Annotated in this window: 11 protein-coding genes; 9 read left to right on the top strand and 2 right to left on the bottom strand. The window is 69.4% G+C overall.

Annotation, left to right across the window (positions count from 1 at the left end; genetic code table 11):
* The first annotated feature begins 178 nt into the window (after positions 1 to 178).
* The 3 genes from AC1D0A_RS07530 to AC1D0A_RS07520 all read left to right on the top strand — a co-directional run bounded on the left by AC1D0A_RS07530 (position 179) and on the right by AC1D0A_RS07520 (position 3,444).
* A complete protein-coding gene (locus AC1D0A_RS07530) occupies positions 179 to 2,185 on the top strand; it encodes an FAD/NAD(P)-binding protein (protein WP_476945484.1) in 2,007 nt (668 codons plus the stop codon).
* Positions 2,182 to 2,787 carry a GNAT family N-acetyltransferase gene (locus tag AC1D0A_RS07525; protein WP_476945483.1) on the top strand — a complete coding sequence of 202 codons (606 nt, stop codon included), beginning with the start codon at positions 2,182 to 2,184 and terminating at the stop codon, positions 2,785 to 2,787. Before AC1D0A_RS07530 ends, AC1D0A_RS07525 begins: the two co-directional genes overlap by 4 nt.
* 81 nt (positions 2,788 to 2,868) lie before the next feature.
* Positions 2,869 to 3,444 carry a LacI family DNA-binding transcriptional regulator gene (locus AC1D0A_RS07520; protein WP_476942715.1) on the top strand — a complete coding sequence of 192 codons (576 nt, stop codon included), beginning with the start codon at positions 2,869 to 2,871 and terminating at the stop codon, positions 3,442 to 3,444.
* Between the two features lie 6 nt (positions 3,445 to 3,450).
* Here AC1D0A_RS07520 and AC1D0A_RS07515 read toward each other — a convergent pair whose 3' ends face one another.
* The gene (locus AC1D0A_RS07515) at positions 3,451 to 4,515 is read right to left on the bottom strand and encodes a bile acid:sodium symporter family protein (protein ID WP_476942714.1); all 1,065 of its coding nucleotides are present in this window, start codon (positions 4,513 to 4,515) and stop codon (positions 3,451 to 3,453) included.
* 243 nt (positions 4,516 to 4,758) lie between these two features.
* Here AC1D0A_RS07515 and AC1D0A_RS07510 point away from each other — a divergent pair, with 243 nt between their 5' ends.
* Both AC1D0A_RS07510 and AC1D0A_RS07505 read left to right on the top strand, forming a co-directional pair.
* Positions 4,759 to 6,279 (top strand): SulP family inorganic anion transporter, encoded by a 1,521-nt coding sequence (locus AC1D0A_RS07510; RefSeq protein ID WP_476945482.1) that lies wholly within the window; start codon positions 4,759 to 4,761, stop codon positions 6,277 to 6,279.
* Positions 6,280 to 6,405: 126 nt separating this feature from the next.
* Positions 6,406 to 6,690: a DUF1540 domain-containing protein gene (locus tag AC1D0A_RS07505; protein ID WP_028275954.1), complete on the top strand. Its 285-nt coding sequence runs from the start codon at positions 6,406 to 6,408 to the stop codon at positions 6,688 to 6,690.
* A 173-nt stretch (positions 6,691 to 6,863) separates the two neighbouring features.
* On the opposite strand, the gene AC1D0A_RS07500 is transcribed toward AC1D0A_RS07505, so the two are convergent.
* Entirely contained in the window at positions 6,864 to 7,970 is a 1,107-nt protein-coding gene (locus tag AC1D0A_RS07500; protein WP_028275955.1) for a GTP pyrophosphokinase, read from the bottom strand.
* A 255-nt stretch (positions 7,971 to 8,225) separates the two neighbouring features.
* Here AC1D0A_RS07500 and AC1D0A_RS07495 point away from each other — a divergent pair, with 255 nt between their 5' ends.
* The 4 genes from AC1D0A_RS07495 to AC1D0A_RS07480 all read left to right on the top strand — a co-directional run bounded on the left by AC1D0A_RS07495 (position 8,226) and on the right by AC1D0A_RS07480 (position 12,436).
* Positions 8,226 to 9,023 carry an alpha/beta hydrolase gene (locus AC1D0A_RS07495; RefSeq protein ID WP_476945481.1) on the top strand — a complete coding sequence of 266 codons (798 nt, stop codon included), beginning with the start codon at positions 8,226 to 8,228 and terminating at the stop codon, positions 9,021 to 9,023.
* A 194-nt stretch (positions 9,024 to 9,217) separates the two neighbouring features.
* The gene (gene nhaA, locus AC1D0A_RS07490) at positions 9,218 to 10,600 is read left to right on the top strand and encodes a Na+/H+ antiporter NhaA (protein ID WP_028275957.1); all 1,383 of its coding nucleotides are present in this window, start codon (positions 9,218 to 9,220) and stop codon (positions 10,598 to 10,600) included.
* A 140-nt stretch (positions 10,601 to 10,740) separates the two neighbouring features.
* Positions 10,741 to 11,043, top strand: coding sequence for a rhodanese-like domain-containing protein (locus tag AC1D0A_RS07485; protein ID WP_028275958.1), 303 nt, complete (start codon positions 10,741 to 10,743; stop codon positions 11,041 to 11,043).
* Between the two features lie 31 nt (positions 11,044 to 11,074).
* Complete coding sequence (locus AC1D0A_RS07480) at positions 11,075 to 12,436, top strand: MBL fold metallo-hydrolase (protein ID WP_476945480.1); 1,362 nt, start codon at positions 11,075 to 11,077, stop codon at positions 12,434 to 12,436.
* Positions 12,437 to 12,527 lie beyond the last annotated feature (91 nt).

The following is a 12,527-nucleotide window of genomic DNA, read 5'->3' as shown; positions in this document are numbered from 1 at the left end:
ATCGCGCGGCAAGGCGGCAGGTTGCATACGTTCACGCAGGTTCGCACGGCGTCACACGACGAATTCTTGCCTCGATTTACGCCGCGTTACGCGGGGTGAACGGCCGTGACCGGCGCCTCGACCGGCTCCATTTCGGGTGCCTAGCATGAGGGCTCCGCACCCGAGCCAGGAGACCGTCATGCCAGTGAATGCCCCGTCCGTGGTCCTCATCGGCGGCGGCCCGCGCGCGGCCGGGCTGTTGGAACGCCTCGCCGCCAACCGGCCGGAGCTGCTCGACGGCGCCCTGCAGATCCACGTCGTGGAGCCGCACACCCCGGGTGCCGGCAGGATCTGGCGTTACGAGCAGCATCCCGGGCTGATGCTCAACTCCGCGGCGGCGGACGTCACGATGTTCACGGATGCCTCCGTCCAATGCGAGGGACCCGCGGTCGACGGCCCCGGCCTGGCAAAGTGGGCCGCCGGGGTCCTGGACGGGTCCATCGCGGATGTTCCGGAGCTGCCGGCGGAACTCCGGCGCCAGCTGGCCGACCTCACCGGTGCCACCTTCCCCACCCGGCAGCTGCAGAGTGTCTACCTGGAATGGTTCTTCCGCCGCTCCGTCGCCGCCCTCGGACCGGACACCACCGTCACCGTGCACCGGGACACGGCGTCCGCCGTCGAGCCGGTGCAGCATGTAGCCGAACAGGGTCCGGAACGCTACCGCGTCCGGCTGGCCGGCGGCGCGGTGCTGCACGCCGACGTCGTAATCGCCTCCCTGGGGCACGCGGATTCGCTGCCCGATGCGGAGTCTGCGGCGTGGGCCGGTTTTGCCGCCCGGCACGGCGCGTTCCACGCGGCGCCCAGCTACACCACCGACGTCGACTACTCACCCCTCGCCGCGGGCCAGGACGTGATTGTCTCCGGCATGGGCCTGGCCTTCGTGGACCTGCTGGTCCTGCTCATGGAGGGCCGCGGCGGCAGGTTCGAGGAGCTGCCAGGCGGCGCCCTGCGCTACGTGCCCTCCGGTACCGAGCCGCGGCTGTGGGCCGGCTCCCGCCGCGGCGTGCCATACCACTCCAAGATCACGTCCGCCCTGCGCGGCGACGCGGCGGGCGAGCCGGCGTTCTTCACGGCCGACGCCGTCGCGGCGCTGCTGGATGCGCCCGGCGAGGTGGACTTCCGCGCCCAGCTGTGGCCCCTGATCGCCAAGGACGCCGGCTACGCGTACTACCGCGAGCTGTTCACCGGTTACCCGGAACGGGTCCGGACCGGCTGGCAGGAATTCGCCGAACGGTTCGCCGCCGCGGACTGGTACAGCCAGGAGCGCCGGCGGCTCGTCGCCGGGTCCGTCCCGGACGCAGGGCTCCACCTGGACCTCGAACGGCTGGACCATCCCTTCGCCGGCCGCGTCTTCGCCGGCCACGCAGACTTCCAGTCGGCGGCGGCAGCGTACATTGGCCGCGACCTTGAGCTGCGCACCGGGCCGGACCATTCGGAAACCCTGGCCCTGTTCACTTCCTTGCTGAAGTCCTACATGGACCTGGGCCGGCTGGTGCCGTCCGAGCGGCTGAACGCGCGGTCGCAGCGGGAGGTCCAGGGCTGGTGGCACGGCTTCTTCAGCTTCGTCGATTCCGGCCCGCCGCCGCGCAGGCTGCGGGAGATGCTGGCGATCCACCGGGCCGGGCTGCTGCAGTTCATTGGCCCGGGGCTGGAGATCGAGGCCGCGGAGCACGCGGGCCGGTTCGTCGCCCGCTCGGCCCAGTCCGGGATCAGCGTGTCAGCGGCGGCCCTGATCGAGGCCCGGCTCCCGGCGCCGTCGGTGGCCCGCTCCGCGAACCCGCTGCTGCGCCAGCTGCACGCCTCCGGGCTCGGCACCGAACAGCAGCTCCTCACTGCCGACGGCACGCACGCGACCGGACGGCTCCTGGTGTCCGCCCACAACGAGCTCATCAGCCCGGTGGGGGAGCGGCGCGAGCGGCTGTTCGGCGTCGGGCCCGGTACTTCCGGCTGGGGCGCCGGCGCCTTCGCCCGGCCCGGCACCAACGCCGCGCCGTTCCGCGAAAACGATGCCCTGGCCCGGCGCGTCCTGAACCTGCTGGCGAAGCCCAACAACGGGCCGGCCGACAGCGGCCTGGCCAACAACGATCAAACGGACGCCGGCCGGGCGGTGCCGCAGGCCGCCGCCGGCGGAAAGGACCCGTCATGACCCCGCCCCCACTACACACCCCACCCGTGGACACCCCGCCCGTGGACACCGCCGCGCTGACGGTCCTCAATCTGCCCATGAGCGATCCCAGGGTCCGTCCGCTCCTGGATGAGCTCGCGCTCGAATACGACACCCGCTACGGCAACCTCTTCGGCCGCGGGGCCGCCGCGGAGGAACTCAACCGCTACCCGGCCGAGGAATTCGCCCCGCCGGGCGGGGCCCTGCTGATTGTGCGCGAGAACGGCGAATCCGTGGCCGGCGGCGCGTTCCGCCGGCACGGCCCGCAGACCGCCGAGTTCAAGCGGATCTGGACGCATTCGGCGCACCGCCGCCGCGGACTGGCCCGGTTTGTCCTTGCCGAGCTGGAGGCGCTGGCCGGCCATCGCGGCTACCGGAAGGTCTACCTGACAACCGGCCCGCGCCAGCCGGAGGCGAAACGCCTTTACCTGAGCACCGGTTACGAGGCACAGTTCGATCTCTCCGCCGACCCGGAAACCATCGGGCCGCTGGCATTCACCAAGGACCTGCCCGCCGCAAACCCCGCCGCAAACCTCGCCGCGCTGCTTGGTCGGCGTGGGCCGGGAACCGGTGCTTCGGGCTAGAGTTCACACGGGGGGTCTGCCCTGAAACAACGTATTAACGAGCCGCCGCGGACCCGGCGGAGAAACAGCCGGGAGTCATCAGTGCGGCCTGGATCCAAGCCCACCATCCGCGATGTCGCGCAGACGGCCGGGGTCTCCCTGACCACCGTCTCCTATGTGCTCTCCGGCCGCTCCGGCGGTACCACCCGGATCAGCGAGGCCACCCAGGACCGGGTGCACGCCGCGGTCCGCGAACTTGGCTATGTGGCCAACAGCGCCGCCCGGGGAATGCGCCGGGGCCGGACGGAGCTGGTGGCCGTGGCCGTACCGGACCTCGAGCAGCCCCGGGACAGGGCCATCGCCACGGTGCTGGCCAGGATCCTGCCGGAGCACGGCTACCAGTCGGTCATCCTGCTGGGCGGGAACTGGCGGCAGTTCATGCTCTCCGGCGGAGCCGACGGCGTGATCCACACCAGCGCACCGGAGGCGGACAACGATTCCGGGGCCACGGCAGAGCTCGCCGGCCGCGGCACGCCCCACGTGCTCATCACGGACGACGCCGGGCCCGGCAGCTCTGGTGTCCAGGGCGGACACGAGGTGGTCCCCGCCGGAACGGACACCCCCGAGATCCTGGCCGGGCGCGCCGTCACTCGGCTGCTGGCACAGTTGCGGGGTTAGGACCCTTTAGGCCTTCAGCGCGGCGGCCGGTGCCGTGTCCCGCGTTGCGGTTTCCTGGGTTGCGGCCTCCCGGAGGGGACGCCGGGCCAGCCAGGCGGCCACGATCGCGCCGGAGACGTTGTGCCACAGGGAGAAGACCGCAGACGGCAGCGCCGCCAGCGCGCCGAAGTGCGCGGTGGCGAGGGTGGCGGCCAGGCCGGAATTCTGCATCCCGACCTCGAAGGCGAGGGCCCTGCGCGCCTTGTCATCCAGGCGCCCCAGCTTGCCGGCCAGGTAGCCCAGGCCCAGGCCGAAGCCGTTGTGCAGCACCACGGCGAGGAACACGATGCCGCCCGCGGCGACGATTTTGCTGGCGCTGCCGGCCACGACAATCGCGACGATCAGGGAAATCACGACGGCCGAGGCCCACGGCAGCGCGGGCAGGACCTTGGCCACGAGCTTCTTGAGGAAGAGGCGGGCCAGCAGGCCGGCGATGACCGGCAGGAGGACGGTCTTGACGATGTCCTGGACCATGCCCCCGGCGTCGATGTTCAGGTACGAGCCGGCCAGGAACAGCACCAGCAGCGGCGTCACGATCGGCGCGATCAGGGTGGACACGGAGGCGACGGCCACGGACAGGGCGACGTCGCCCTTGGCGAGGAACGCCATCACGTTGGAGGCGGTGCCCGACGGCGCGCAGCCCACCAGGATCAGGCCCACCGCAAGCTCCGGCTCGAGGTGGAGGCCGACGGCGATCAGCCAGCCGGCCCCCGGCATGATGACGTAGTGCGCCACGATTCCCAGGGCCACGGCCCAGGGGCGCTTGGCCACCGACGCGAAATCGGGCGGCGTCAGCGTCAGGCCCATGCAGAACATGATGATGCCCAGCAGGAAGGGCACGCTGGGGGCGAGGGGTTTGAACGCGCCGGGGAGCAGGAAGCCGGCGAGCCCGGCCACCACCACAAGGACCGGGAAGACCGTCACCGCGATGCGGGCAATCTTTGCCTCGGCGGCGAGGGCGGGATTGGCCGGGACGTCGGCGGCAGTGCCTGCGTCCCGGGCAGTATTCTGAGTTTTAGTTGCCTCAAGCATCCAAGAATGGTGCCACCGGCGTCCACGGGGTGGCCACTTCGTGACCACCTGTCAGACAAATATGTCAGATTTTTAGGCCGCCGTGCGGGCGGGAATCGGACGGGTAGGGTTCATTGCGTGGGTGAGCCCGAAAAGGCGAACTCCCCACCCCGGCGCGACGCAGCGCCCCACCTTCCCTGAATTCTGCACATTCTTTGACATCTGGCGGCCGTTGGGCCTCCTTGACCACGAACGGAGCCAGCGATGGCCACCAGTATCGACGCGCAGGCCCCGGCCGCCACGCCTGCACAACTGCAATCGGTCCGAGGCGCCTTGACGTCCCCGCGACGGCTCAAGACCGAGGTTTTGGGCGGCCTCGTGGTGGCACTGGCGCTGATTCCTGAGGCGATCGCCTTCTCGATCATCGCCGGCGTGGACCCGAGGATCGGGCTCTTCGCGTCCTTCACGATGGCAGTGACCATCGCCTTCGTCGGCGGCCGTCCGGCGATGATTTCGGCGGCCACCGGCGCTGTCGCCCTGGTAATCGCCCCACTGGTGAAGTCCCACGGACTGGATTACCTTGTGGCGGCGGTGATTCTGACCGGCATTTTCCAGATCGTGCTGGGCCTCTCCGGGGTGGCGAAACTGATGCGGTTCATCCCCCGCCCGGTCATGGTGGGGTTTGTGAACGCCCTGGCCATCCTGATCTTTCTGTCGCAGGTGCCCGAGCTGATCGGCGTACCCTGGCTGGTCTACCCGCTTACCGCGCTGGGCCTGCTGGTCGTCTTCGGCCTGCCCAGGCTCACCAAAGCCGTCCCCGCACCCCTCGTGGCCATTGTGGCCCTGACGATCATTACGGTGACGGCCGCCGTCGTCGTTCCCACTGTGGGGGACAAGGGTGCACTGCCGGACTCGCTGCCCTCTTTGTCACTGCCCAACGTGCCGTTCACACTCGAAACGTTGCAGGTCATCTTCCCGTTCGCGCTGGCCATGGCCTTCGTGGGCCTGCTCGAATCCCTCATGACCGCGAAGCTCGTGGATGACATCACGGACACGGGTTCAGCCAAGACCCGCGAGGCCTGGGGGCAGGGTGTCGCGAACATTGTCACCGGCATCTTCGGCGGCATGGGCGGCTGCGCCATGATCGGCCAGACCATGATCAACGTCAAAGCCTCCGGCGCCCGGACCCGGATCTCCACCCTTCTGGCCGGCGTCTTCCTGCTCATCCTCGTGGTGGCACTCGGAGACATTGTGTCCCTCATCCCGATGGCCGCGCTCGTGGCCGTCATGATTTTCGTATCAGTCGCCACCTTTGACTGGCACAGCATCCGGCCCGCCACCCTCAAGGCGCTGCCCAAGAGTGAAACCGCCGTCATGGCGGTGACGGTGGCGGTCACCGTTGCCACGCACAATCTGGCAACCGGCGTCGGGGTCGGCGTACTCGTCGCGATGGTCCTGTTCGCCAGGCGGGTGGCCCACTTCGTCACCGTCGAGCGCACGGTGACGGAGCACGACGGCGGCCGGGCCACGTATCGCGTGGACGGCGAGCTGTTCTTCGCCTCCGCGAATGACCTCTACACCCAGTTCGAGTACGCACTGGACCCCGAACGCGTCGTCATCGACATGCGCGACTCCCACCTGTGGGACACCTCCACGATCGCCGCTTTGGATGCCATCACGGAGAAGTACCGGCAGCACGGCAAGAGCGTCGACGTCGTGGGCCTGAACCAGGCCAGCGCCCTGATGCGCGAACGCCTGGCCGGCAAGCTCGGCGCGGGGAACTGACGGGAAGGCGCGACCGGTCGGGCCGGTATTAGGTCACACGTTTGGGTCTTTTTGTTTGCCTTGGTGCGGCCTAGCGTGGATTTACGGCGCCGCCCGTCCGGGTGGCCGGAGCATGGAGGAAATCCAATGACGACGCACGTAGCCGACTGCAGCGTGAGCAATTGCTCCTTCAATGACCACTCGCACTGCAACGCGGCCGCCATTACCGTCGGCGGCGCCGCAGACCATGCCTCCTGCGCGACCTTCATCGACATCGGTGTGCACGGCGGGCTCCCCAAGGTGCTGGCCGACGTCGGCGCCTGCCAGCGTTCGGAGTGCACCCACAACGACCATCTGATGTGCAAGGCGCCCGAAGTTCACGTGGGCCCGGGCGTCGACAACGCCGACTGCCTCACCTACGCCCACACGTAGCCGCACCCGCCGTCCGCGTCCATCGACCATCCGCCCCGCTGGCGCTGAAATTCCCCACCTTTGGTCGCCGCACCCGGCGTGTCGGGGCGGACCGCCGGTGAGGCCCGGCGTCGCTGGTTCAAAGGTGGGGAGAATCGGTGGTGGCAGAGGGCACCCGCGGAGGCAGGCGCGCGCTAGCCCTGGGTGAGCCGGTACCGTTCGATCTGCTTGAGCCGGCGCAGGAGGCTGTCGCGCCGGGGGTGCGGGACGGCGTCGGCCGGCTCGGCGGTGAGCTCGATGTGTTCGGTGCCGTACTGCCACAGCAGCAGGTCATCGAGGAGCCGGTCCGGGCCGGGGGAGTAGCGGTGGTCCAGGGCCTTGCGGACCTCGGTGATCCGGTTGGCGCTAAGCAGCCCGGCGAGCTGCATGGTCTGGTTGAGGCCGTGGGCGGCCATGAGCTCCGCGGCCCAGCCCCAGTCGTCGTCGACCTTCCGGTCCACGTGCGGCAGCAGGGTCCGCCAGACGTCGCGGATCCGGTTGGGCGTCAGCTGCGCGGCACCCTCACCGTCCATGTCCCAGTAGCCGCGGACCTCCTCGTAGCGTTCGTGCAGGTCCGAGAACGCGCTCTCCACGGTCTCCAGCATGGCGGCCGTCGCGGTGAACTGGCGGTCGAAGTGCGGGGTCCACGCCCGCGGGTCCTCGGCCTTGAACCGGATGTCGTGCTCGATCTCGCTCCAGGCGTGGGCGAAGACGGTCCGGATTTGGCACTCGAAGAAGTAGCTGCCGTTCGGCGGGACGTCCGGGTTGAAGGCCAGCTGGTAGTCCTTGACGGCCTCGTTCTGGATGGTCCGCAGGATCAGGTGCCGGCTGGAGTAGCCGTATGTGCCGGACTCGATCGAGCCGATGTCCTTTTCCCGGTCCCCCCGGCAGTCAAAGAGCTGGCGCTGGCGCTTGATCAGATTCGCCACCACCGCGTTTTCCGCCGGCAGCTTGGTGATCACACGGATTCCCACCATGTCATTCAGGGTCCGGAACGGGTCCGGGAACTTCAGCACAGGTGGCCCGCCCGGCTCCAGCGGTTCTTCCGTGCGGGAGATCTTCTCGCGGAAGGATTCAACGGTCTTGGTGCGTCCGGTGACGAACAACGGCGTGACTTCGGTGTCCTTGAGCATGGTCCGCAGTGTGAGCAGGACCTCCCGGGTGACCAGCTTCAGGGCAGGCCGGACCCGCTCGTACAACTCCACGTTCTCCTGCACGGAATCGCGCAGGCTCACGTCCAAACGGTCCCAGTTGCTCGCCATGGATCCAGCTTACGGCGCACCACCGACACCGGCCCGCAGGCTGGCACCGCCGGGCACGCCCGCAGGCAAGGGCAGCGCAGCAGGCATGGGAGCGGTCCGGCATGCGAGGGGTCCGGCCTGCGCTGGGCCGCTTGGTGCCCAAGGTAGGCTCAACACATGGCTGAAATGCGGCGGCGAACTATGATCGCGGCCGCAGCGGCGGTGACTCTGGGGGCAGTCTCCGCCGCCTGTTCACCGGGCCCCAAGGAGGACGCTGTGAAGAGGCACAAGTACCAATATGGCGAGGACCCCAGCCAGTGGGGTGAGCTCTTCCTCCCGGATGTTGCCGCGCCCAAGGGTGTGGTGGTGGTGATCCATGGCGGGTACTGGCGTTCGCAGTACGGCGCAGAACTGGGGGAGCCCCTTGCCAAGGACCTCGCCGCGCACGGCATGGCAGCCTGGAACCTGGAGTACCGGCGGGCCGGCAATGGCGGAGGCTGGCCCAACACGTTCGCCGACGTCCTGGCCGGAATCGACAAGCTCGGTGAACTGGCCGAAGAGCACGGGCTGGGACTGGACCGCGTGGTGGCCCTGGGCCACTCGGCAGGCGGCCACCTCGCCGTCTGGGCGGCGGGACGCCGCCGGCTCGCGGGGCTTGGTGCCCCGGACGCGGACCGCCAGCTGACGCGTCGGGGCGACGACGACGGCGCGGTGCAGCTCACCGGCGTCGTCAGCCAGTCGGGGGTACTTAACCTCGCGGCCGCCGAGCGGCTCAACCTCAGCAACGGCGCCGTCAGCAACTTCCTGGGCGGCTCGTCGGAGAAATATCCCAAACGGCATAAATTTGCGGACCCCATGAGTGCGGTGCCGCTGGGCGTGCCCGTATATGCCGTTCACGGCACGGAGGACGATACCGTGCCGGTAAGCCAGTCCGAGACCTACACCGGAGCAGCCAAGGCGGCCGGTGCGCCGGTCCAGCTGCTCAAGGTCCCGGGCGACCACTTCGCGCTCATCGATCCGAAGGCACCCGCGTACCGGAAATGCCGTGAACTCGTGCAGCAGCTGCTGGTCTGAAACCCGGACGTCGCCAGGCGCCCGCCTGCCCGCCCGGCGCCCGCCCGGCGACCTGCCAGGCCTGCCGCCCGGCCGGGAGGGGGTCCCGGTGTCCCTGACGGCATCCCCTGGCCGGCGAAAGCGAATAGACTGGAGCGCAGGTGCGCCGGGAAGTCTGGTCGGCATAGTTCCGTCGACCCCATTTTGAGGATCCCATGAGCGCCCTGCCCCCTTCGCCAACACCCTCTTCACCAACACCGCCCCCTCCTTCGCCGCCCCGCCTCACCATTTTCGGCCGGGGCAGCTATGCCGAGGCCCTGCGGATCGGCGAGATCCTCCGCAAGGAAACCGTGGGCGGCGCCCTGCTGGTCGCCGCGGCGATGGTGGCCCTTATCTGGGCCAACTCCCCGGCCTCGGAGAGTTACTTCGCGCTGCGCGACTTCACCATCGGCTACGCGCCCTGGCATCTGGACCTGAGCCTGGGCGCGTGGGCCGCCGACGGCCTGCTGGCCATCTTCTTCTTCCTGGTGGGGCTCGAACTCAAGCGCGAGTTCGTTGCCGGCGACCTGCGCCAGCCGAGCAAATCCGTGGTTCCGGTGGCCGCCGCCGTTGGCGGTGTGGCCGTTCCGGCACTCATCTACGCGGCCATTAACCTCTCCGGTCCCGAAACGCTGCACGGCTGGGCCATTCCCACCGCCACCGACATCGCCTTCGCCGTCGCGGTGCTGGCGCTCATCGGTTCCCACCTGCCCAGTGCGCTGCGGATCTTCCTGCTGACCCTCGCCGTCGTCGACGACCTCCTGGCCATCGCCATCATCGCGATCTTCTACACCAGCGATCTCCACCCCGAGCCGTTCCTGCTGGCCCTGCTCCCGCTGGGCCTCTACACGTTCCTGGCGCACAAATACCGGCGGTTCTTCGGCACGCACGCAGCCGCAGCCTGGGTGATCCTGCTGCCGCTCGGCTTCGCGACGTGGGCCCTCGTGCACGCATCAGGCATCCACGCCACCGTGGCCGGGGTCCTGCTCGGATTTGCCATTCCCGTCAAACGTTCGAAGGCCAGCGGCGGCCCTGAAGCCGGCCCGGGCCTGGCGGAGATTTTCGAACACCGGTTCCGCCCCATCTCGGCCGGGATCGCCGTCCCGGTCTTCGCGTTCTTTTCCGCCGGGGTGGCCATAGGCGGCTGGCAGGGCCTCGGCGCCGCCCTGACGGACCCCGTGGCGGTGGGCATCATCGTGGCGCTGGTTGCCGGAAAGCCGGCGGGGATCCTCGGCACCACATGGCTCATCACCAAAGTCACGCGGGCACGCCTGGACGCGTCCTTCAAGTGGATCGACGTCTTCGGCCTCGCCATCCTCGCCGGCATCGGTTTCACGGTCTCGCTGCTGCTTGCCGAGTTGAGCTTCGGCCAGGGCACTGCGCACGAAGACCACGCGAAGGTAGGGATCCTCGCGGCCTCACTGCTCGCCGCGCTCCTCGCCACCACGGTGCTCCGCACACGCAACCACCAGTACCGGCGTGCGGAGGAGGCGGAACAGGTCGACTCGGACCACGACGGCATCCCGGACGTCTACCAGCAGGACCGCCCCGCAGGCTAGGTTGGCAGGCCAGGCCGACGGGCTATATTTGGGGTGTGGCGGGAGGGGCCGTCCGGAGGGTCAATGATACCCCAAGGGGTATCATTGATTGAGCTGGAATACGCGCGCCGGGCCGTCCGGCGCCCGCGAAAGGAACAGGCATGAAGAGCATTTCCGTCAAGGACCTGGCCGCCCTGGGCGACGCCACCGAAATCGTCGATGTCCGCGAGGAAGACGAATACGTCGCCGTCCGCGTTCCCGGCGCCCGGAGCATCCCGCTCTCACGGTTCGTCCAGTCCCTCGCCGAGGTCCCGGCCAGCGGCACCGTCTACGTCATGTGCGCCGCCGGGGGCCGCAGTGCCCAGGCCGCCACCTACCTGGAGGACCAGGGATACGACGCCGTCAACGTCACCGGCGGGATCATGAAGTGGCAGGACGAGGGACACCCCGTCAACCGGGGCTGACCTTCAAGGGGCTGACCGCACCGGAGGGACCATGGAAGTCATCGTCATCGAGACCCCGCAGCTCGGGGACCGCAGCTACCTGGTCCACGACGGCTCGGTGGCGCTGGCGATCGACCCGCAGCGCGACACGGACCGCATCGAGGCGGCCGCCCGTGACGCCGGGGTAGCCATCACGCACGTGGCCGAAACGCACATGCACAATGACTACATCACCGGCGGGCTGATCCTGGCCCGCGCCCACGGCGCCAGCTATCTCGTCAACGCCGCCGACGCCGTCGGGTTCGAGCGCACTCCCATCACGGACGGCCAAACAGTCCGCGTGGGCTCGCTTACCGTCAAGGCGGTCGCCACGCCCGGCCACACGCATACCCACCTGTCGTTCATCGTGGACGACGGCGGGAAGCAGGCTGTCTTCTCGGGCGGCAGCCTCCTGTATGGCTCGGTGGGCCGCCCGGACCTTGTCGCCGAGGCGGACACGGTTGGCTTGACCCACGACCAGTACGCTTCGGTCCGTCGCCTCGCCGCCGAGGCCGGCCCTGACGCGGCGCTGTTCCCGACCCACGGATTCGGCTCGTTCTGCTCCTCCGGACCCGCCAGCGGTGCCCGGTCCTCCACCATCGGCGAGCAGCTTGCCGCCAACCACGCCCTAACGGACCCCGATGAGGACCACTTCGTCCGCCAACTCATCGCCAACCTCACGGACCACCCCTCCTACTACGCGCACATGAGTCCGGCCAATGTCCGGGGCCCGGGCCCTGCCGAGCTGGCCGTTCCGGCATCGCTCGATGCCGCCGAACTCACCCGGCGCCTGGCCGGCGGCGAGTGGGTGGTGGACCTGCGCCGGCGCGTGGCGTTCGCCAACAGCCACCTCAAGGGCAGCGTCAGTTTTGAGTATGGCGCCGGCTCCAGTTTCACCACCTATCTCGGCTGGGTGCTGCCGTGGCGCGAACCGCTGACCCTGGTGGGCTCGCGGGAAGACGTTGAGAACGCCATCCGCGACCTCTCCCGGATCGGCATCGAATCCCCCGACGCCGCGCTCGGTTCCGAGCCGCACGCCCTCGCCCCGCAGGCCGGGCTCGCCTCCTACCCGCGCGTGGGCTGGGACGGCGTGCTCGCCGGCCGGGCGCCTGAGGACACCGTCCTGGACGTGCGCCGGGCCGACGAATTCGCCGCCGCCCGTGTGGTGGGCGCGGTCAACGTGCCGCTGCACGAGCTGTTGCTGCGCCTCGGGGACATTCCCGCCGGGAAACTCTGGGTGCACTGCGGTTCCGGGTACCGTGCCGGGGTCGCCGCCAGCCTCCTGCAGCGGGCAGGCCGGGACGTGGTCCACATCGATGCCAGGTTTGCCCACGCCGCGTCCGCGGGGATCGTGCTGGACACCACCGCGGCCTGAGCGCCTGCGGCCCGGGAGCGCCGGCAGTGACGCCGGCACGGCGGAAACGGGAGGCGGGCGCAACACACGGCACCGGAGGGCATTCTCTGGC

The organism is Arthrobacter sp. P1_D4 (assembly GCF_056406115.1).
Note: the sequence above shows the minus strand (reverse complement) of the source record. Positions and strands in the feature narration are given on the sequence as shown.